The sequence below is a fragment of the Longitalea arenae genome, from assembly GCF_016924755.1.
Lineage (GTDB): Bacteria > Bacteroidota > Bacteroidia > Chitinophagales > Chitinophagaceae > Niastella > Niastella arenae.
Genome location: NZ_JAFFJX010000003.1, coordinates 279,077 through 301,683 on the forward strand (window position 1 = coordinate 279,077; position 22,607 = coordinate 301,683).

General features: G+C 48.0%; 12 protein-coding genes. 2 read left to right on the forward strand and 10 right to left on the reverse strand.

Features of this window, described 5'->3' with window-relative positions; translation table 11 throughout:
• The first annotated feature begins 14 nt into the window (after window positions 1–14).
• Window positions 15–2,354: a DUF5703 domain-containing protein gene (locus JT717_RS09935; RefSeq protein WP_205510061.1), complete on the forward strand. Its 2,340-nt coding sequence runs from the start codon at window positions 15–17 to the stop codon at window positions 2,352–2,354.
• Between the two features lies 1 nt (window position 2,355).
• Complete coding sequence (locus tag JT717_RS09940; RefSeq protein ID WP_205510062.1) at window positions 2,356–3,048, forward strand: hypothetical protein; 693 nt, start codon at window positions 2,356–2,358, stop codon at window positions 3,046–3,048.
• Between the two features lie 40 nt (window positions 3,049–3,088).
• Here the strand turns inward: JT717_RS09940 and JT717_RS09945 are convergent, their stop codons facing one another.
• The 10 genes from JT717_RS09945 to JT717_RS09990 form a co-directional block, all read right to left on the reverse strand.
• Window positions 3,089–5,110: an aceric acid hydrolase gene (locus tag JT717_RS09945; RefSeq protein ID WP_205510063.1), complete on the reverse strand. Its 2,022-nt coding sequence runs from the start codon at window positions 5,108–5,110 to the stop codon at window positions 3,089–3,091.
• Between the two features lie 30 nt (window positions 5,111–5,140).
• Window positions 5,141–8,611: a glycosyl hydrolase gene (locus tag JT717_RS09950; RefSeq protein WP_240347935.1), complete on the reverse strand. Its 3,471-nt coding sequence runs from the start codon at window positions 8,609–8,611 to the stop codon at window positions 5,141–5,143.
• A 78-nt stretch (window positions 8,612–8,689) separates the two neighbouring features.
• Complete coding sequence (locus tag JT717_RS09955) at window positions 8,690–10,231, reverse strand: RagB/SusD family nutrient uptake outer membrane protein (protein ID WP_205510064.1); 1,542 nt, start codon at window positions 10,229–10,231, stop codon at window positions 8,690–8,692.
• A gap of 10 nt (window positions 10,232–10,241) precedes the next feature.
• Window positions 10,242–13,388 carry a SusC/RagA family TonB-linked outer membrane protein gene (locus tag JT717_RS09960; protein WP_205510065.1) on the reverse strand — a complete coding sequence of 1,049 codons (3,147 nt, stop codon included), beginning with the start codon at window positions 13,386–13,388 and terminating at the stop codon, window positions 10,242–10,244.
• A 319-nt stretch (window positions 13,389–13,707) separates the two neighbouring features.
• A complete protein-coding gene (locus tag JT717_RS09965) occupies window positions 13,708–15,051 on the reverse strand; it encodes a bile acid:sodium symporter family protein (RefSeq protein WP_205510066.1) in 1,344 nt (447 codons plus the stop codon).
• Window positions 15,052–15,182: 131 nt separating this feature from the next.
• Entirely contained in the window at window positions 15,183–15,842 is a 660-nt protein-coding gene (locus tag JT717_RS09970; RefSeq protein ID WP_205510067.1) for an aspartate/glutamate racemase family protein, read from the reverse strand.
• Window positions 15,843–15,872: 30 nt separating this feature from the next.
• Window positions 15,873–17,210 (reverse strand): four-carbon acid sugar kinase family protein, encoded by a 1,338-nt coding sequence (locus JT717_RS09975; RefSeq protein ID WP_205510068.1) that lies wholly within the window; start codon window positions 17,208–17,210, stop codon window positions 15,873–15,875.
• 152 nt (window positions 17,211–17,362) lie between these two features.
• Complete coding sequence (locus tag JT717_RS09980) at window positions 17,363–18,607, reverse strand: ribulose-bisphosphate carboxylase large subunit family protein (protein WP_205510069.1); 1,245 nt, start codon at window positions 18,605–18,607, stop codon at window positions 17,363–17,365.
• An 87-nt stretch (window positions 18,608–18,694) separates the two neighbouring features.
• Entirely contained in the window at window positions 18,695–20,911 is a 2,217-nt protein-coding gene (locus tag JT717_RS09985; protein ID WP_205510070.1) for an alpha-L-rhamnosidase-related protein, read from the reverse strand.
• A gap of 27 nt (window positions 20,912–20,938) precedes the next feature.
• Window positions 20,939–22,519: a sodium:solute symporter gene (locus tag JT717_RS09990; RefSeq protein WP_205510071.1), complete on the reverse strand. Its 1,581-nt coding sequence runs from the start codon at window positions 22,517–22,519 to the stop codon at window positions 20,939–20,941.
• Between the last annotated feature and the right edge of the window lie 88 nt (window positions 22,520–22,607).

Consider the following 22,607-nt stretch of genomic DNA (forward strand, 5'->3'; position numbering starts at 1 on the left):
AATCGTCTTCACCCATGAACAAAAAGAATGTCTTTCTTATTACAGGTATCTTCATTGCAAATTTATTACCGCTGGTTTTGCCGGCACAACCTGTATTGCCAACTTACAATATTAGCTGGAATTCACAAAGTAAACATGCGGGCGAATCCATGCCCTGCGGCGGCGGGGATATCGGCCTCAATGTATGGGTGGAAAAAGGCGAACTATACTTCTATATGGCCAAAAGCGGTTGCTTTGATGAAAACAATGCGCTGTTGAAGCAAGGCAGAATACGTGTCAAACTAACACCGAATGTATTTGACGGTGAATACTTTAAACAGGAACTGAAATTAGAAGAAGGTTATATCCAGATCGACGGCCGCCATAACAATCAGGCGGCAAGCATCAAAGTATGGGTCGATGTTTTCCGCCCGGTGATCCATGTCGACGTTACAGGAAATACGGCCCTGAAAGCAGAAGTTGCTTATGAAAGCTGGCGATATACCGACCGTAAAAGTACCGGCAAAGCCAATAATGCCAACTCTTACAAGTGGGCGCCGCCCGCACCTGTAATTACTAATAAAGATAATATTGGCTTCGACGGTAATACCGTCTTGTTTTATCATCGCAACCGTTCAGATGCACCGAATATCTTTGACGTCACGGTAAAACAACAGGGATTGGATGCGGTTAAAGATCAGTTGTATAACCCAATCGCTGGTCTCACTTTTGGTGGAATTATGCAGGGGAGCAACCTGCAGCCGGCCGGCACCTATACCGGAACGTATATGGATAGCGACTTTACCGGCTGGAAACTCGAAAGCAAAAAAGCGGCCCGCAATCACCAGGTCAGTATCATTTTACATAGTGCTCAAACGGCCACAGCCGAAGCCTGGCGCAACGGCCTGCAACAGGTCATAGCCAACGCAGGTAAACAGGCGGCCACCGCCTGGCAACAGACCCGCCTCTGGTGGAAACAATACTGGCAACGCAGCTTTATTTATATACAACCCAATAAAGCTGATACCGGTTCCGCCCTCTGGCAAACCGGCCGCAATTACCAATTGTTCCGGTATATGCTGGGTTGCAATGCATTTGGCAACAATCCTACTAAATTCAATGGCGGTCTCTTCACGTATGACCCCGCCCTCACCGATACCAGCCTGCGCTTTACGCCCGATTTCCGCAATTGGGGCGGTGGTATTCATACCGCCCAGAATCAGCGGCTGGTCTATTTCCCCATGTTAAAAAGCGGTGATTACGACATCATGAAACCCCAGTTCGATTTTTACCTGCGCATCCTGCGCAATGCTGAACTACGCAGCAAGGTATACTGGGGTCACCCCGGCGCCTGCTTTGCCGAACAGCTTGAAAATTTCGGTTTGCCCAATAGTGCCGAATATGGCTGGAAGCGGCCGGCCGATTTTGATAAAGGCATTGAATACAATGCCTGGCTGGAATATGAGTGGGATACCGTCCTCGAGTTCTGTTTAATGATGCTTGAAACCGAACGGTATAACGGCAATAATATACAGGAATATATTCCCTTCATTGAAAGCTGTTTGCGTTTCTTCAATGAACACTACCAATACCTGGCAGGTAAAAGGGGCCGGAAAACACTCGATGGCAATGGCGACCTGGTCATCTTCCCGGGATCGGCGGCAGAAACGTATAAAATGGCCTATAATCCCAGCAGCACGGTGGCCGGCCTGCATACCGTACTAACAAGATTACTCGAACTGCCTCCCTCCTATCTGAACGATTCCGCCCGCAACGAATGGAAATTGATGCTGTCGCGTATTCCACCCATCAGCTTCCGGCAATTCGGTAATTACACGACGATTGCGCCTGCAAGATTATGGGAACGGATCAATAATACGGAATGCCCGCAATTATACCCGGTTTTTCCCTGGGGTATGTATGGGGTGGGCAAACCCGGACTGGATACCGCTATCAATACTTTTAAACATGATACGGATGCAATAAAGTTCAGAAGCCATGTTGGCTGGAAACAGGATAATATTTTTGCCGCACGCCTGGGTTTGACCGAAGAAGCGCTACAGCTCACCACACAAAAACTAAAGAACAGCGGCCGCCGCTTTCCGGCATTCTGGGGCCCGGGGTACGACTGGACACCCGACCATAACTGGGGCGGCAGCGGTATGATCGGCCTGCAGGAAATGCTCCTGCAAACCGATGGTAAAAAGATCCTGCTCTTCCCGGCCTGGCCCAGCAATGAGGATGTTCATTTTAAATTACATGCTCCTTATAATACGACGGTAGAAGCATCGCTTGTGAACGGTAAACTGCAATCGCTTACCGTGACACCGGCAGCAAGAAAGCAGGATGTAATCGTCCTATTGAAAGCTGAATAATATGAAGACCTTATTAACCGCCTCCATACTCACAATACTTGTACTCCTGTCACAGGCACAATCGCCCTGCGACAAGATCAAATACCTGGATAAGCTGGCCATGGCGCCGGGGGAATTACCGGTGCAGGAATTCAAAATAATGGACTATAATCAGATCCCCGATTCGGTGAAAGCCCGTTTACAAAATGAGATCATTAAAGAAACATCGGCATCCTTCTTTTCATCGCTGCGCGTCAGAAGCGTCAAATACCTCGATTCGGCCATTAATGAAAAAATGTTCAGTCCGGTAATCATTACCGACGAGAACAACAACCCGGTAGACTTTGTGTATGTTATTTTTTACGAGATGCAATTCAAGGGGAATATCCCTTTTGTATTTAAACTGGAGGTTAAAGAAAATGGCGGATTATTAAGGAAAGGGCAGTTTGAAGGCGTCTTTGATCAGAAGAAGAGGATCATTCCCTGCACAAAGGCATTATCGATTGCAGCCACCGATAAGGAAGCGCCCATCACCAAACCGGGTGATATTTACATGTACTATAATCAAACCTATAAGACCATCGTATGGCAGATCATGGAAGCTGACAACAGCTCGGGCGACAGCCAGCATGTAACCGTGATCAATGTTTTTAATGGCGAGGTACTGGAAAGAAATGAGTTCCTGAAAGGAATGACGGAATTTGACAACGATTAATAAATGTGGCCTCCGCCACTGGCGGAGGCCACATTTATAGTTATTTTCTCACCCACACGGTCATATCCGATTTACCTCTGTTGCCCCATGCATAGTATGGAACCATGGTTATTTTAATCGGTGTTTCAGTAGCACGTACTTCTTTATATAATGCTTTCGACCAGTCTGTTTTAGGTTGCAGCAGGCCAGTACCCTGCAGCGTTGCTATTTTACTTTTGCTGATCGTGGTCATTACCGGTTTCAGATCATTCTTAACAGGAATGGCAATATCAAATACATTGGTGCCTTTGGGAAGATCAGTCGATTCCAGGCAATACACGATCGGTCCGCGCTTAACGGCCATCTGATTCCGGGTCTCTTCCACCAGCGGATTGCTTTCGATCAGGGTTACCGGCATGCTGAGGTTCAGCTCAATCACATCACCGGCTTTCCAGGTACGGTTGAGCTCTTCGTATTGCGCCGCTTTTGCCTTTAATGTCACCGGTTTACCATTCACTTTCAGGTCGGCTTTTTTGCACCAGCCGGGAATACGCAGGAATAATGAGAAAGCGCTGGCGGGCGCTTTGTTGACCGTGAATTTAACAGCACCATCCCAGGGATAATTGCTTTGCTGCGACAATTCCACTTCACCGCCTTTTTCCAGCTGCGTCGATAATTTGTTACCGCCATACATATGCACCCACACGCCTTTATCGGAAGTGGTGTACGCATAATCGCTCACCTGCGTCATGGTGCGCACGGTATTGGGCGGACAACAATTCGACAGGCTGATATATGGGATTCGTCCCCCTGCCCAACGCAGGGTATACGGAAAATCAGCTGAAGCACTGAGCGGGTTGGTATAAAAGAAATTATTGCCATCGAGGCTGATGCCCGACAAGATCGCATTATACAATTCAAGTTCCACTACATCGGCGTACTTGGCATCACCAGACAATAATAACATCCGCCAGTTCCACAAGAGATTGCCAATGTTCGCACAGGTCTCATTATGCGCCGTCATATTCGGCAGTTGATATGCACGTCCATAGGCCTGGTGTGTTTTCTGAATATAGGGCGGCTTATAAGAAGTGCCATAAGGAGAAACGCCGTCATAAAGGGCGCCGCACCCGCCGGTTACATACATTTTACGGTATACCACATCGTCCCAGATGCTGTGCAGGCAATCCATCAAAGAGTCGTCCCCGGTCTCTGCATATACGTCGGCTACACCGGCATACAGGTAGTTCGCTCTAACGGCATGGCCCATGGCCACTTTTTGCTGACGGAAAGGAATACGGTCCTGGTTATCATCGGTACCATTCTCTACCAGTCCACGAATGTTGATGAGGTTGATCGCCAGCTGCAGGTATTTGGGATCTTTGGTGGTACGGTACATTTCCACCACACCCATGTAATGGGATGGACAGATCGCATTACGCGCCAGCTCAGGGGAGGATCTTTTATAAAAAGCATCCAGGTAATCGGCTGCTTTAATGGCCACATTCAGCAGGGTCTTTTTACCGGTTACACGATAGTGCACACAACCGGCGGTCATCAGGTGGCCCAGGTTGTAGGTCTCAAAATTCAACCTATCGGCAAATGCTCTTTCTTTATTCGTTTGTTTGCGTTCTTCTATTAATACGGGCGTATGAATATAACCATCCGGGCGCTGACAGGCCGCAATGGTGGCAATAGCCGTATCCATCATGGTCTCCAGCTTCTTGTCTTTTGTTACGGCATAGAGTTTGGCCACCCCTTCCAGCAACTTGTAAAAATCACCATCATGGAACGGCGGACCGCTATGCGAACCGGTATCCTTTCCGGCTGCAATTTCGAAATTCTTATAAGCGTGGCTGACATTGGCATCGGTATAGGTGCGCCATAAATTAGGCACCATGGAATCTTTACATACCTGCATACGTTCGCCCCAAAATCCGCTGGTCCATACAACCGCGTTCATATTGACCGGCTGCAGTTTTGCGTGGGTACTGTTGCTGGTATTCACCAGGCTGTTATCCTGGCTATACACAGAACCTCCCAGGCCCAACAGGAAGAAAAAAAGATGAATACGTTTATACATAGCTTTTACAAAATTTTACAGGTTTCATTGTTATTGTTCTGTTACCAGCATCACCGGCCCCAGCAAACCCGCCGGCAACAGTGGTTTATCTTTCGCCCAGAATGGCGCATTTGTTTGGGTGATCCGTTCTTTCTCCGGCAATAGCAGGTCACCTTTTAGGCGGTTGAACCAGGTATTGGTAACGGCTATCGTCAGGTCATTTTTACCAGGGCGCAAGGCCTTTGTAATATCCACGCGGTAAGGCGGCGTCCAGGCAACTCCGCAGGACTTACCATTTACAAACACTTCCGCCAGGTTGGCTACATCGCCTACATCCAACCAGGTTTTTGCTATGGCGTCATTCGACTTATGATCAAAACCGGTGGTATACACGGCTGTACCTGAATAATATTTAATAGCGTTGTTATTGTCTGTTGACCAGTCTTTCAATTGATCAAAGACAACGGGTTTTGCCGGACCACCTTTTGTATGATCGAATGTGACCGTCCAGGCAGCCCGGATAGTGTCTACGGATATTTTCCGCTGATCGATCCGCTGAATGGCCTCGTTAGCAGGTTTACTGAATACAACGAATAAAGAACCATTAGCAGGTAATTCCAGGGTCAGTCTGGTACCACCATGTACGAACTTATACCCTTTTGCAGGGTACTGCTCACCGGTTACCGGATCCAATACTTCCGGTAAACGGCCGCTTATCCGCAGATCTACCTGGATGGTGCGTTTTTCATTGAGCTGATTGCTGATAAAATAGAGATCAAATCCATTCCCGGCCCTATGGGTCCATGCAATGTCCCTGATCATTTTACCGGTACTGATATCGCGCACATCCACATCCCGTTTTAATGCGAGCGGTTCGAAAGAACTTTCTTTATAAGGCCCCTGCACCACGGTTCCCTTCCCTAGTTTCCATTTCATCAATTTACCGGCAGGTACTTTTTTCCAGAGAGCAGCGGCAACCCTTTTCACCTCTTTATCTGCGGTGGCCGATTGCGTGAGGCTGTACGATTGCTCAGGCGCATCATTCACAATAATGGTTGCACCGGCCTGCACTAATTCCGCTATTTTTTTTGCAACGGCGGGCGTCATGCGTTTGGTTACCGGCGACATGGGATGTGGTTGCGGCAACACTAATATTCTATAACTCGCCCCACCGGGAAATTCCACCCTTCCATTGCGCACGGTGGCCTTCATCAATACATCCGGGTTAAAGCAATCATACGCATACCCGTGTAAAGGATCGATCCAGTCTTCGGGGTCCGCCATATTGGCCGTATGGGTCACTCCTTCGGGCATCGTCCGCAATGGATTGCCGCTATTCGCAAGCCGCTTTTTTTCTGCTTCTACAATAGAATCGCCAAAGATGCCCGGCAGGGTTTTCACCAGCCTGTCTGGCAAGATAGAACGGCGGGGAATCTCTTCGCCGGTGAAAACGGCTATATCCACCACGGGCTTGCCCAACTGCAGCAAAGCCTGGCAACGCTGCGCATATTCTACCCATGCTTTACCAGGCTTCCACCAGGTTTGGTTACGCTGAAAATACAAGCCGATACCATTCAGGGTCATGCCCGGCGCACGATCTACCCAGGGGTTATGCATGAACACATGGTAGGCCATGCGATTGACCCCTAATGCAAAATTGCGATCCTTCAGCGCTTTCAACATGCCGGGATGCTCATCCCAGGCCATCCGCAATTCCGTAAACGCTTCTGCACCTATAATTTGTTTACCGTAGATATGCGCCCCTGAAATGGCATCGAACATATCATTGGGTTTATCGTGGGTTGGACTGCGCACCCAGAACTCGCCCATGGGAACATCAACTACCTGGTAATGTAATAAGCCATCACTCGTCATAGTAGGCGCAATGGTTTCCCCGGTCATGATGCATCCTTTTTTACTGGACAGCTTTTTAAGGGTCATATAGAAATTATCCTTTACCAGCTCCATAATTGTCTGGCGTACATCATATAAAAACCGCTCTGATACATCAGCGCTTTCCACCGGAACGCCGCTCATGGTAATGAGGTAGGGTAAACAATCGTAACCGCGACGTTTCTTAAACTCCTCCCGGAAAACCGGCGACCAGTTCTGGCTACCGCATTCCCAGCTGTCGAGATGCAGCATTTTTAAAACGTCTTTAGTTATATCAGGGCCGGCACGCCGGATGGCTTCACCAAACCAACTATTGAACTGCAGCGTCACTGCTTCTGGATTGAATTTATCACACTCGAGCCCCCTGCCGCCACCACCGGTTGCATTGGTTTGCCCGGTAGACGTATGACCAACCCGCATGATGGTCCAGTTACCTTCAGGCACATCCCAGTTGAGGCGGCCGTCGGCTGTCATTTTATCGGTGATATTGAGGATGCGATCCAATGGCACACATAAAGAATCAGGAACCATTGCAGCCGTTGTGCGTTCGCTTACGCGCCATACCGAACCATTTTTTCCCTCGTATTGATGGATCACCGGCTCGCCTGATAACAGGATACCATTTACTTTTAATGTGGGTTTCCATTTGGCGGCATCCAGGTCTTCCGATCCCGGCTCGAGGCCGGTTCTATCGTATACAAAGCGGAAATAACGGGCGGTGGTTGGTTTTATGGAATAAGTAATATCCGCATCAGTATCCTGCCAGCCACTGCGGGGCGCCTGCATGCGTTGGAGGAGTTTGAACTGTTTACCATCATTGCTTACCAGGATCTGTAACTGGCGCGATGGATAGTTCGTACCACTGGGACGGATCACGATCGAACGGCAGGTAAACGGTTTATCATAAGCGTACTGGATCCAGCAGGCGCTATCGCTTCTAAAGCTCTGGCGGTTGTTCTTATTGACAAGAAATTGCGGCGATACGCCCGCTACACTGCTGGTGACTACCGGCACCATGGCCGTATCGGTTATGCTTTTTTGGATCACGGTAGGATAAGCAAAGACGGCGATATCGCGGTAATAATTCACTCTTGTTTCCGGCTGGGGTAAAATGCCGTTGAACTTCTTTTTACCGCTTACATATGTAGTAGTACTTACCACGCGCTGCATCGACATTTCCGGTTTGATCCAGGGACCACCGGCCAATGCAAAACCATCACTGACGTGCATACCCAGCTGTAAATTCAGCCGTTTGGCCTCCTGCATGGCGAACAATACCAGGCTCCACCAATGGGGTGTTAATTGCTGCGCCGGCGGATCCACCAGGGGAATACTGTCGGCCCCTTTGATGAACATCATATAGGCGCCGCCAATGCCGGCTTCTTTCATCGCTTCCAGGTCGGCAGTAATGCCTTCCTTGGAAGCAGCAGCCTGCATCCAGTACCAGATCACCCAGGGTTTTGCCGATTCGGGGGGATGGCGGAACAAATCATCCAATGAAGTATCTGCAACAGGGGTATTTTCAGGGAACGCAATCGTTCCCGGAAACTTTTTAGCATACGGGAACAGGAATAATACACCTACACTACATAGTATTACAATGGTACGTTTTCTCATCCTTGTTGTCATATCAGGCGTGAAGATAAAACAGAAAATGGGAGACTAAACAGTACTCCCGATTTTCTTACTTGCCATATAAAGAAAACACTATAAATAATCGTCGTTTTGTTGCAATTGTGGATTGGCATCGATCTCCGTTTGCGGAAATGGCCAGAAATAATTGCGCTGTTCAAAAACGAATGGAACACCATTCGGATCTTTTAACTTCGGCAAAACAACATGTGCGATATTCCATCGCTTCAGGTCATTATAGCGGTGGCCTTCCAGCGCCAGCTCTATGCGCCGTTCATGCCTGATAAAATCTCTTAACTTTTCTTTAGTATTATATCTTGCTTCATCCACCGCCGGCATATTGATACCGGGCCTGCCGCGCACATCATTGATCGCTTTATATACGGTTGCGTCCGGACCACTTACTTCGTTCTTTGCTTCTGCATACATCAACAGTACATCGGCATATCGCAAATGAATATAATCCTGGTCGGTTAAGTTAGCGGTTGCCGTAGTGAAGGGGGCTCTTGACAGATCGACATATTTTTCCATAATAAAACCAGAAGCCGGATTGTTGATGCTCGGAACATATTCCGAACCATTCGGCGACAGCCATTTTTCGCCCGGCAATTTTACCGTAAGATTCAGCCTCGGGTCGCGGTTGGCATAAGGCATCGCAGGATTATATAAAGGTGATTCCGTGATCGGCAGACCATCAATAGCTTCATACTCATCTACCAGGTTTTTATATGGCTGCATAATGGCATAATGCCCCAGCTCCAGGTCCATGCCATTGAGATTGCGATGGATCTTTGTGGGCGCCAGGTATTGCGTGCTGAACATGATCTCGGTATTCACAGCAGCATTTGATTGCCCGGCCGTTCTGAACAAGGCAGCATAGTTGTTCGACAGAGCGAATTTACCACTGTTCATGATCTGCTGCAGTATGGGCACTGCTTCCGGAAACTTTTGCTGGGTGAGTAAAACGCGGGCCAGTAAAGCGGCGGCGCTGCCTTTCACTGCATGGCCATTGTATTTTTCATCGGGCAAATTGTTCATGGCAAATTGCAGGTCTTCTTCTATCAGGGCATATACTTCAGCGCGCGGGCTTTTATCGATCTGCGATTCTTCGAGCGTAGCTGGTGGTGCGGTATAAATAACTACATCACCGAATGTTTGAACCAGGTCAAAATAAGCCAGTGCTCTTAGGAAACGAACTTCCGCACTGTAGGTATTTTTTTTCTGGTCTGTCAACGGCGCTTTATCAACATTGGCTAAAAAATAATTGCTGGAAGCGATCACCCGGTAAGGCGTGCTGTACATTTCAGCGGTGGTTGCGGTGGTGGAAGAGATACCGCCAAACGCTATTGTCGTGATGCCGGAGTGAAAAGGATTCGCAATCAGATAGGCATTATCCGTAAATCCATCGAGATAGACCCGTTCATACCCTAAAAAATTTTCCTGCAAACGGGTATATACACCTGCCACAGCACTTTGCACATCAGCTTCAGAGGTCCAGAAGATCTCTGTTGAAACGGCATTGGGCGGATTCTTATCCAGGAAATCTTTTTTACAGGAAGCACCTGTTACAATGAATGCGACAAGTATAATTTGATATATAAGATGTTTTCTGTTCATGGCAAGGCATTTAAAATTTAACATTCAAACCCACATTTAAAATGCGCGTTTGCGGATACTGACTGAAGTTGGTTGACGGACTGTTCTCAGCCGTTGAGAAATTGGCGCGCTCAGGATCACCATTCTTGAAATCGGTCCAGGTGACCAGGTTATCAGCCGACACATACAACATTAGGTCCTTTACTTTCAATCTCGACATCATGACCCGCGGGAATGTATACGAAAGCGTTACATTCTTTAACCGCAGATAGGATGCATCGCGCAGAAAATAGGTGGAGCCATTGTAATTGTTCATGTGCGGATAATCCTTGATGTAAATCGCCGGCATCGACTGGCTTTGGTTTTCCGGTGTCCAGGCATTCCGCCAATCGGTTGTAGGCGGTGTTCCCTGCATAAAAGGATCAACGCCCCAGTTAAGTACCCGGCTCTTCACGCCTTGCACGCCCTGGAAGAAAAAGGTAAGACCAAATCCTTTATAGTCGACATTGCCTCCGAATGAATAGGTATAATCAGGATAAGCGCCTTTTACGATCACCCGGTCATCCGGTGTAATTCTGCCATCGGGTTTTCCCTCAGGACCGCTTACATCTCTCATTTTTATATCGCCCGGCATCAGTGTGGTGGTTTGGCTATGCGGAATAGGCGTTTCTCCTTCCTGTACTATGCCATCCCAGAGATACAAATAATAAGAATTGTAAGGAGCACCTACCTGAACAGTAGTGGTTCCAAAGCTTGGGATGCGCACTTCCAGCACTTCATTCCTGGCTGTGCTAACGATGCCATTCAGGCCATAAGAAACCTTACCGATCCTGTTTTGGTGTGTTAAAGACAATTCAATCCCCAAGTTGCGCATTCTGCCATTATTAATGGTAGGTGCATTCATCCCGATACTCGCAGGGATAAGCGGTGCGGCCAGAATATCGTAGGTGTATTTATTGAACCAGTCAAAAGTGAGGCCGACCAGGCCTTTCTGAATGACGAGGTCAAAACCGAAGTCAAGCACACGGGTAGATTCCCATTGTAAACTTTTATCGCGGAAAGTGTTGTTCACAGCGCCCTGTACGGCGGGCTGGTTACCGAAAGGATACTGCACATTGCTGATGGTAAGCACATCCTGGTATAAGTAAGTCCCGATATCCTGGTTACCCAGCACACCATAGGAACCTCTTAATTTCAAATCGGTCAACCAATAGAATTTGTCCTGCAGGAAATTCTCCCGCGAGATCATCCATCCTGCAGATACAGAGGGGAATAAGCCCCAGCGATAATCGGGATGCACTTTCGACGTACCATCATAGCGCAGATTACCTTCCAGGAAATACTTGCCCTGAAAATCATAATTCACACGACCAAAGAAAGAGCGCAAGCCCCACTCCTGCGGATTTACATTTCCGGGAAGCCGCGGATGGCTGAAGTATAAGGATTCATTGGTATTGTTATAACCCGTAAGGTCGGTGAGCGCCTGGGAAACCGTACTGATCCGGCGGCCCCTCAATCCCTGGTTGCGTTGTGACACCTGTTCATAACCGGCCAGCACCTTGAGGTTATGATCGCCGAACTGGGTATTGTAGGTAAGTGTGCTATAAAGCGTGGGTTGTAATAATTTTGAGTATTGATCAGTTACCCCAACAATGTCGGGACCAAAAGTCCACATCCGGTAATCACCGGTAGTAGCATCCCGTTCCTGCAGCAAATAAGAATTGTAATTGTGCTGATACATTTTATAGTATTCATCCACATAGTTTATGGCTGCTTTTGATGACCATACGAGGTTCTTCATCAATTTAATATCGACGAAGACCTGTCCGTTCAGGTTATACTCCTTGTTATTCTGCCAGCCCATTTCATACATTTCCTGCGGGTTGCGGTTCCTGCCTTCTCTTTCATAAGCGCGGGTAACGATACGGCCGCTGCCATCTGGCAAGAAAGGCCCGTATAAAGGACCTGCCGCATAAACAGCCAGCATCATGTTCTCACCGGTAAAAGGCGGCTCCTGCCTGTTCTTATAAGTTGCATTAATAATGGTTCCGATCGTGATGGCCTTGGTAAGCTGACTGGTATAATTGATGAGGCCATTATATCTTTTGAAATTATAACCTGGCAGCAAAGCATTCTGATCGAGATATGAAAGCGAGATATTAAAAGTATTTTTTTCACTGCCGCCCGACATGGAAAGGTTGTGATTGTGCACCAATGCCGGTCTTACATAGTGATCAATATAATTGAAACTGGGATATTCATCAGACGGCGTCCTGTATTTTTCAATTTCCGCCTGGGGATATCGCACCGGCACACCATTGGTTCTGCCCCGGTCGATCGCTGCATTGAACATCTCCATGTACTCAGCGGAGTTGGTGATGAACTCAGGTAAGCGGGTGGCTGAATGCCGTGAGATATTGGTACGGTAACTAAACTGCGTGGCGCCCTTTTTACCTTTTTTAGTGGTCACCAGGATAACGCCGTTTGCCGCCCTCGCCCCATAAATAGAAGCTGAAGCTGCATCTTTTAAGACGGTCGCTGTCTCGATATCATCAGGAGAAAGATTGTTCAATGATCCCGGTACCCCGTCGATCAATACAAGGGGCGCATTGCTGCCGGTAAAGGAGCTGCGGCCGCGTATCAATAATGAATTACCATCCCTTCCTGGTTCTGCCGTATTTTGATTTACCGTTAAACCAGGTAAACGCCCCTGCAAGAGGTTAACCGAATTAGGGGCGGGCCGCTCGGTCAACGTATTACCAGTCACCGTGGCAACGGCGCCGGTTACATTCGCGCGCTTCTGCGTACCATAGCCAATCACCACGACATCTTCAAGCGCCGCCTCAGCAGGTTTTAACCGTACTGATATCGATGTTGAAGTACCGACGTTCACTTCCTGCGTTTCCATACCGGCATAAGAAAAAACAAGCACGGTAACACCCGCAGGCATTTCTAAACTAAAGCTACCTGCTTCATTGGTTTGCGTAACTCTTTGTGTGCCTTTGGCAGCAACTGTTACGCCTGGCAATGGCTGATCTTTATCATCAGTTACTTTTCCGGTAACAGGAACAGCCTGATAAAAGCCATTGTTATGGTCAAATATTCGATCGCGGGGAATGGAAAAGACAGGGGAATACGCCAACAGGCTTACCCCGAGGGAAAGCAAAACCAGTTTCATACGTTGCAATCGTTTAGATTAATAAATGACTAGGATACGTAGGGATCGCCGGAAGAATAGTTGTGTATCCAAATCTAGCTTTATCAATTACAGTAAACAATTACACATTTCACTATAATGATGGACTTTTTTACTATTTATAAAAAAGAAAATCTTCCATCTGAATTGTGGAACAGCGCTGTTGCCAGTTCGGAGTTCAAAGTTCTCAGTTCTCAGTTCGCAATTGGCAGTTCGCAATGGTTAGGTGTAAATTCGATAATTCAATAACTCAAAAAATCAATAACTCAATAACTCAATAACTATATAAACCGCTGTCAACCTAGGTCAGCTCCTTCACCCCATCCACCTGCTTATTAATTCCGAGCACCGTATCGTTCTCTTCCGGCTTTTTGTCAGCCACCGGCCTTTTGCGCCAGTAATTGGCTAAAATAGAACCGGCGATATTCATCCATGGACTGAAGACAGCTGCTGGTAAACCCAGGGTACCTAATTTTCCCATGCCTGCCGCAATACCGGAAGCCATGCCTGCATTTTGCAGGCCCACTTCAAATGCCACTGTACGGGCAGAATTTTTATCCAGCCGGAACAAACGGCCTAACCAGTATCCAAAAAAGAAACCGGCCGCATTATGTATGACAGAACAAAGAAATAATAACCACCCTGTTTTTAATAAATTGTCGTGCCCGGCTGCAGTGGTGACAGTAGTAAAATAAATGATCCCGAACATGGAAAAATAAGGCATGATCCTGTCGAGCCCGGTAAATGTTTTTGCCAACAGGTGATATAACACACCTGCAACGATGGCGCCCAGCAGGAAACCAAAAATTTCCAAAGATTGAAGCAGTGGTGTTGAACCAATATGCGTTGCCAGATAATTCCACGAGCCTAATGGCAATGCCGTCAGCCACAAAGCAGCAAAGATGAACATCAAAGTTACCAGCCGCACGCCCCGGGGTGAAGCGCCTTTCAGGAAGTCGTGCAAGAGGGCTGCGCCGATGGGTACGATAACGATCTTGATAATCTCCATCATCATGTGAAGCACTTTCACTTCTACCAGGGTACCGGCCAGCAGTTTCATCAACAAGGGGGTGAAAAAAGGGGCTGCCATCGTAGCCATGGCCGTAACCACTACCGACAATACGAGATTGGCCCTTGCCAGATACACCATTACGTTAGAAGCCAGCCCACTCGATGTAGAACCAATGAGAATGATACCGGCTGCTATCTCCGGTTCAAAGTGAAAAATGCGTGTAAGCAAAAACCCCATCAGCGGCATCACGGAGAAATGACATAATAAACCAATGGCCACTCCCTTGCCGGTCCTTGATACCGCCGTAAAATCTTCCAGTTTCATTTGTATGCCCATACCGAACATCACCAGCTGGATGATGACCAGCATTAACCATTTATTCCGCAGATCGATCGATCCCCAATTGGTAAAAGAAGCAGGATACATCATACCGGCTACCACGGCAGCAATGATCCAGCTTGTATATTGATATCCCTTTAATGACGGTATCGCTCCTAAACCGATGGCCATACATACAGCAGTACCTACGGCCGCCGGCCTATATAAGACCGGCTGCTGCATAATGATTCCGATCAGCAAAACAATGAATGCTGCAATACCGATCACCAGGAACAGTTGGGAGATCTTTTTCATATGGAACACAAGGTTACATGTTTCAATTTACAGGCTACAAGGGCAGGTACGGGCATTTCCCTGTAACCTGAAACCCTGCAGCCTGCAACTACTAAATAAGAATAATATAGCTCCTTTATTAGTTTAAGCCATTAAAGAACGGATGCGATATGTTGAACGGCAATACCCGGACTAGCCAGAATAGGCACTTTCTTATCTTCCGGAGCAAGGTTATCAGCTACCCGCGCCATAGAGGCCTGCGCCAGTACGATCACATCGGTTCTGGCAGATAATTCACGCAACGCCTTTGCTACCATGGCATCGTGTTTTTCTGCATCACCGCTCATCAATGCGTCAAAAGCGCCTTCGCACAATACGGCTTCCAGTTCTATGGATTTACCCGCTACGGCCGCCCTGCGTTGTACCAGGTCACTGGTCGGTTGCAGGGTGGTTGACAAAGTAGCGATAACACCAATACGTTTCCCCGTGCGCACTGCCTGATCTGCCATCGGCTGATCAACCCGTAACACAGGCACATTGGTCAAGGCAGCGGCTGCTTCTACAGCAGCTCCGATAGAAGAACAGGTTACCAGGATGAAATCGGCGCCTGCCGCTTCTGCAGATCCCACATAATTTACCACCCGCCGTGCCGTACCAGGTGTTAGTTCGCCACAAGCGATCGTATTTTTAATGAGACTGTCGTCAACAATGTTGAATACTTTTACCTGGGGTAAAAACTGACTGCACAATTGCTGGAACATAGGCACCAGGGTGGCTGATGTATGAATAAGCCCTAATGTTTTTTGTTGCATGTTTATTCTGTTTACTTCTTTACAGTTAAATTAATCGATCCTTCCTTTCATCAATACTTCAAAATAATTGTCGCCCCCTACCTGTCCACCTTTGAAATTCACTTCCAATCCATGTACCGGCGATCCCGGCGCAGTGGCCTTACACAATGGCGCACCGGGTACCAGGGCTGCGATCATTTCTACCGCTTCAATACCCATTGCCCTTGCTGCATAACTGCTGGTATCGCCACCGGCGATCACGAGCCGTTTTACGGTTGAACCAGCTGCTGCTTCCCTGGCGATCTTACCTAATGCCGTACCTAATAAAGCAGCGGGCAGATTGGCAGTTTGTTGTTGCGCAGCGCCACCAGTATGAACAATGACATGTTTTCCGTTATTCAAACAGGCAAGGGCTTTACGGATAGATGTATCAACAGAAAGATCATCGTTATTACAGATCGCAGCTGCGTCGATCAGGATCTCTTCAAATCCTGCTGCTATGGCATATCTGATTTGTGCGGCCGTCACCGGCGAACAGCTTCCGGCAACCACCAGTAATGGTGCTGCTGTTCCGGGATCTTGCCAGGACCTAACGGGCTGCAATATGTTGGTATGGTTCCAGTATTGTCCCAATGCCATTTCAATGCCTGATGATCCTACAGAGAACAAAGTACCTGCCCGGGCCTGTGCATCGATCAATTCACCGATGCGCAACAATTGCTCCTGGTACAATGCATCCACTAATACGATCTCAAAACCAGCCTGCACCTGGTGTTCCCATTCCCTGTTGATGGCTTCGGCAGAAGCAGATACCTGGAGGATATCGACCAGTCCGGTCTTCTTACTGGTTTGCTTTGACAAATGCAGGCGCAGGTCGCTTTCATCGGCCGGAGTAACCGGATGACGGCTCATCGATGGATGCCGGTCGAGCCGGTAGATATTCCCATTGCTGCCAATGCCCATACGCGCAAACAGATTGCCGAATAAGCAGTAGCGGCCTAAGACCGGAGCAGCCACCAGCAAGGGTATTGCCCTGTTCTTAAACACTGCAGCGCCGGTATCAATGGCTTTACCGATACTTCCTATTGCAGGGGAAGAATCGAACGTGGAACATACTTTATAATGCACATGACGGGCGCCTGTTTGCTGTAATTTTTCAAATGCAGGCAACAGGGTTTCTTCCATGGCTGCAGGCGACATTGCGCGGGTTTTACCGGCAACGCCAAAAGCGTTCAAACCCGGATACTTTTTCAATAACTCCACCGTGGGTGGCTCAATGAATAAGGCCGTCCTCGCCCCTGCCCTGCTTAGGAATTCCAAAGCATCGGTGGAACCGGTGAAGTCGTCGCCGTAGAAGGCTAGTAATATATTACTTTGTTTGTAAGACATTCGGGTCAATGGATATAATCATTGTTAATGATCCTTGTTACCGGTCACCGGTTACCGGTTTCCAGGACCTTACTGTGCGTTTGTTAAAGTTTTTGGTGGTTGCCCGGCAACTGGTAACTGGCAACTGGTAACTGGTAACTGGTAACTGGTAACTATTTCTTACCAAACTGCTTCACTGACTCGCCGAACTCTTTGTAAGCGGCCGCCGCCTGCTCCACACTCAAACCATCCACCGCGGCCTGCCATGCCTGTTGCAAAGCTCTTACGCCGGCTGCAGCGCCCATGGGATGCGCCATGATGCCGCCGCCGGCCATATACAAGAGGTCAACGGTTTTTGTACGGCGATACGTTTCTGGCGCTTGTCCGCCCCATTGCCCCGACGATACTACCGGCAATAAAGGCTGGTGATCGTAGAATGGCTGCAGACATGCTTTGATAGATGCCACCACAGAGTCATCGCTTTCCCAGAATTTATTCTGGATACCATTTACATGCAGCTGGTCAACACCTGCTACCCGCCATAATTTTTGATAAGCCCTGAAATCGATCCCGAGCAATGGATGACGGGTTTGCATTCCCCAGCCATTGCGGTGTGCATGAATAGCCAGTTGCCGCTGATCGCAGATCTTTTTAACACCCGCCATTCCCACACTGTTGATACTTACCATGGCGCAGGTACCGCCACTGCGCAGAATATATTCATAGCGTTGCAGCATCTCGTCAATTTCACCGCTGATATTGAATGCATACATTACTTTTTTCCCGGTAGCATCGGCATGTGTATTGATCACTTTCATGATCGCATCTACCCGGTCATTGAAGCGCGAATTGGCCGATGAAGAGAGCAGCTCATCATCTTTTATAAAATCAATGCCTGCACCCACCAGCGTTTTCACCATCTCAGCGGTTTGTTCGGGCGTGAGGCCGATACTGGGTTTAATGATGGTGCCGATCAACGGCCTGTTTTCAACCTTGGTAAGCTTTCGGCAACCATCGATACCAAATGCCGGTCCCTTGTAGTGTTGCGCAAAAGATGCCGGCAGCCCGATATCCATGAGTTTCAAACCAGTGAACTGGCGCAGCTCATACAAATTCCCCTGCAGGGTAGAAATGAGTACCGGCAGGTTATAACCGAAATTTTCGATACTCCAGGAGACCTGGATCTCCGCGCGATGGTATTGCCCCGTTTTGCTGCTGGCCCCGGGCATGGCTGGTTCGGACACTGTTTCCAGGGGCGTCACTTTTTCAACCCGGGCGGCAAAACGCTGTTTCAATTCTTCCGTTTCACCAGGCACGGCAATAAAGGTTCCCGACGATTGTTCGCCTGCCAATACAGCCGCTGCCTTTTCCGGGTCTAAAGGAGTTTCAATATAATATGTTGCTGTAATTCTGTCCATACTTCTTTTTTTAGTTCTTAAGGTATTCTGTTCATAAGCTATTAGTTAACTCAATGACTGAACCTGATAACTCAATAACTGAATAACTCATAAACCCTTATATTTTACTTCATACTGTTTACCCGCTTCCACCGTCATCTCATACAGGTTATTCCCCTTGCTGGTAATAACGGCACCCTTAGCGGTTGGTTTGCCCTTACTCTTAAAACGCAGGGTTCCCGTTCCTTCGCTGCTTTTGATCTTAATTACCGTAGTGCTGCAATACACATCGATGTCACCCTTCGGCGTAGGCACTTTACCTTCCATCCATTGCAAACCTCCCAGTACCGGCTCCGCTACCCAGCTTGCATAACCTGGTGCTGTGGGCTGAACACCCAAATAGTATTTACCCAGGAGATAGATCGGACTGGCGCCCCAGGCATGACAAAGGCTTTTGCCAAACGGACGGCCATACATCGCGTAATGTTCAGCACCCTGCTTGGAAGGATTGTATTCTTCCCAGAAAGAAGTGGCGCCTGCCTGCAACATGCCGCCCCAGTAATTTTTCATTTCATTCAGCACGTATTTCTGTTCACCCATAGCACACAAGGCTTCCAGTTCATAGAACCGCATGTAAGGCGTGGTGATCTTCTGGATCTTTTCGTTTAACAGCACATGCTCTTTTACCGCCTGCTTCTGTTCATTATTAAAATAATCAAAAAAGATAGCGAACATGTTGGCATAGCGGGTTACATTGTCGGTAGGTTTGCCATCAACCCGGCTATGCACCAGCGCGTGCTTTTCATCGCTCCAGTAGATAGCGAATAATTTTGCTTTCAGATCGGCCGCCAGTTGTTTATACAGCTCCGCATTTTTTGTATCGTTCACCATATTGGCACAAAGCGCCATGGTTTCGAGGCTGCGGCAGAACAATAATTGTTCAAAGCTCACTTCTCCTTTTTTACTTAACCCTGCTGCCCAGTCGATGAATATCCAGTCCCCTGGCAGCCCCTGCATCAGTCCGTCTTTATTGCGGCGTTGCAGGCAATAGTCCATGAGGCTTTGCATACGCGGATAGAATTGCTGGATAAAGGTCTTATCGCCGGTATACTGGTAGAGATCATAGATACCGAGGAACCAGTAAAAAGTATAATCCATAATGGTATTGATGTGACTGGTCACCGGGTCTTTTCCCCGCAGGGCCATCAGCGTGCGTGATACGGTAGGCACATCGAAATACAGGTAGTAGTTCATCAGGTAGCTTTGGTAAGCATCCCCACTCCAGATCCAGCGGTCGCGTTTGATACCATCGATGAAGAACTCGCGGGTATTCAATTCCATGGTGTAGGCGGCTACATCCCAAATTTTATTGATAGATTCATCTGCGCAACGGAAAGTGCCGCGTTTGGCCACCGGCAGGTATTCATATAACATCGAAACCGAGTCAAGCGCAGCACCGCCTTCTGTTTGAATATTCACAAAGCGGAATGCTTTGGATAATTCCATTACAGAATCTTTTTTTGATCCCAGGTTCACTTCCACCCGATCGAGTGTTTCGCAGGTACCGGTAGCCAGGGCTTCTTCTTTGGATTCGCCATAATACAACGACACTTTGCCGTTGCCCTGTAAACCATGCAGGCGGATATAGCCAAATGTTTCCTGGCCAAAATCAACCAGTAAAGAGCCGTTGTTCCTGGTTGCGGATACCGCTGATTTCGGTTGTACGGCCAGTTTAAATGCAGAGGGCCGTTGTGCGGGATCGTTGAAATTCCAGCTGCCCGCATTTAACCATACAGTCGCCGAAATGTCGGATGTTTTGCCGGTTTCATCGATCCACTCTTTATCTTCAAAGGTTACCAGCCAGGAGGAATCGGATCTGATCGTTTTTCCTTTCACATAAATAGCCGGCACATTGCCCGTGCTGAACACTTTTACATTGATGCGGTGTTTACCGGCAGGAACTGTTATTTGTTGCGGCGTTCCTTCAAAACCTTTTCCGTCGAGTTTCAGGATATATTGCCCTTCCACGTATACATCGATCTGTTCGGGCTCGGTCAGCTCTACATCTTTGTGAAAATCCATCAGCACATAATGACCATCCAATTTCCAGAATGGTGGAAAGAAGGAACCGCGCTCTGTACGCCGGTTCTGCATTTTATTGGCCAGCCAGATCTCAAAATCACCTGGATACCAGATCCAGGTCGCTTCTCCGGCAGCTGCCTTTTGCGGCTCTACTGTGCGGGCAGGTTGCGCCGGCACAGCGCCGGTCGAAAGTAATAGTGCGATCAAAAGTGCCTGTTGCAATATGGCGTGTTTGCAATTCATCCGAAATATTTATTTAGATACAGAAAATTAATGTCCGTTAAAAAATATATACAATGCCAGCATGACTACGATCAGTAGTCCCCACATAAACCATACCTGCTTATCGGTTTTGGCCAGGCTTTTAAAGTAAGTGGCCTCTTGTATCTGTTTGGCGCCTTTTTTATCAAATACCGATATTAAATAGGTCATTACACTTAATACCACAAAGAGGTAGAACGACAACAAGAGGAAATGCGGCCATTTGTCTGATTTTATCACCCACAAATTCAGGATCCCCACCAATAAACAAAATGCAGTACCAACTGTCAATACATAATTGATGGCTTTAGGCGTTGTCTTTTTCCAAAGGACACCAAACAGGAAGGCGACTGTCATTGGCGGGGCCAGAAAACCCAGGACCGATTGAAATACATTGAACAGGTCGAGTCCTTTTATATTATCAATAGCAAGTGTAACCGAGACCGATACCAATGCGCCGGCCACCGTGATCAGGCGGCCAATGCGAATGATGTCCTGGTTGCTGGCTTCGGGTTTGTATTTCTTCACGTAAATGTCCATGGTGAATACGGTGCTCACCGAATTCAGCGAAGCGCCAATAGTACTTATCAAACAGGCTACCAGCACTACAATGATCAAGCCTTTCATACCTGGCGGGAACAAATTGGTCACCATCGTCAGGTAGGCTTTATCAGGATCCTGCAGCTGCGGATATAAGATGAAACAGATAATGCCAGGAAGAATGAACAGGGGCACATCCAGGATCTTCAACCAGCCAATAAAATTGGCGCCCAGCTGTCCCTGCTTCAGGCTTTTGGCGCCCAGGACCGATTGCACCATCGATTGTTCCGTACACCAGAACCATACGCCCATGATCGGGTAGCCGAGCAGGATAGCCGGCCAGGGAAATACTTTATCACTGGCAGGCTGGAACAGGTTCCAGAAATTGGCGGGCGTCTTTTCATAAATAGCGGCGATACCGCCTGCTTTCGACACCCCGAGCACCACCAGGATCAATGATACCACGATCAATAATAACATCTGGAATACACTCGTGTAGGCGATGGTCTTTAAACCACCTGCCAATACAAACAGCGTAGAGACCACCACCATGATCATAACGGATAACAACATATCCATTCCCAACAGTTGCTTAATAAGCACGCCACCGGCAAATAAGCCGAGTGACAACCAGGAGATCAAAATGGTGATCAGGGTATACCAGGCCAGGATATTGCGGGTATTTTCGCCAAACCGTTTACCCAAAAACTCAGGCAGGGTGGATACATTGGCGCCCAGGTAACGGGGGCCGAATACCACGGCCAGCATAAGTATGAAAACAAATGCATACCAGGCAAAATTGCCCGCCACAATACCGGTTTGATATCCGGCACTGGCAGATGCCACCAGCATGGATGGACCTACATTGGTGCCCCACATGGTAAAGCCGATACTCGCCCAACCCAATGAGCGGTCGGCCAGGAAAAGGTTCTGCTCCCTGTTCTTCTTTTGTCCGAAGCTTACCCAATATCCGATTGCGATCAGGATGAAAAGGTAAATGCCTACAATGACAAAATCGACAGGTTGTAAAAGGTCATAGATGGCGTTCATCGCTGTTTTTTATATGAAATACTCTAAGGTGAATACTTTCTGATGTAAGGGTTGCTTATCAATGGTACCGGTTACCGGTTACCAGTTA

Excerpts from the sequence above, each read along its gene's own strand:
- JT717_RS09960 (WP_205510065.1), bottom strand. The coding sequence starts at position 13,388 with ATGAAACTGGTTTTGCTTTCCCTCGGGGTAAGCCTGTTGGCGTATTCC.
- JT717_RS09975 (WP_205510068.1), bottom strand. The coding sequence starts at position 17,210 with ATGTCTTACAAACAAAGTAATATATTACTAGCCTTCTACGGCGACGAC.
- JT717_RS09945 (WP_205510063.1), bottom strand. The coding sequence starts at position 5,110 with ATGTATAAACGTATTCATCTTTTTTTCTTCCTGTTGGGCCTGGGAGGT.
- JT717_RS09940 (WP_205510062.1), top strand. The coding sequence starts at position 2,356 with ATGAAGACCTTATTAACCGCCTCCATACTCACAATACTTGTACTCCTG.
- JT717_RS09965 (WP_205510066.1), bottom strand. The coding sequence starts at position 15,051 with ATGAAAAAGATCTCCCAACTGTTCCTGGTGATCGGTATTGCAGCATTC.
- JT717_RS09935 (WP_205510061.1), top strand. The coding sequence starts at position 15 with ATGAACAAAAAGAATGTCTTTCTTATTACAGGTATCTTCATTGCAAAT.
- JT717_RS09970 (WP_205510067.1), bottom strand. The coding sequence starts at position 15,842 with ATGCAACAAAAAACATTAGGGCTTATTCATACATCAGCCACCCTGGTG.
- JT717_RS09980 (WP_205510069.1), bottom strand. The coding sequence starts at position 18,607 with ATGGACAGAATTACAGCAACATATTATATTGAAACTCCTTTAGACCCG.
- JT717_RS09955 (WP_205510064.1), bottom strand. The coding sequence starts at position 10,231 with ATGAACAGAAAACATCTTATATATCAAATTATACTTGTCGCATTCATT.
- JT717_RS09990 (WP_205510071.1), bottom strand. The coding sequence starts at position 22,519 with ATGAACGCCATCTATGACCTTTTACAACCTGTCGATTTTGTCATTGTA.
- JT717_RS09950 (WP_240347935.1), bottom strand. The coding sequence starts at position 8,611 with ATGACAACAAGGATGAGAAAACGTACCATTGTAATACTATGTAGTGTA.
- JT717_RS09985 (WP_205510070.1), bottom strand. The coding sequence starts at position 20,911 with ATGAATTGCAAACACGCCATATTGCAACAGGCACTTTTGATCGCACTA.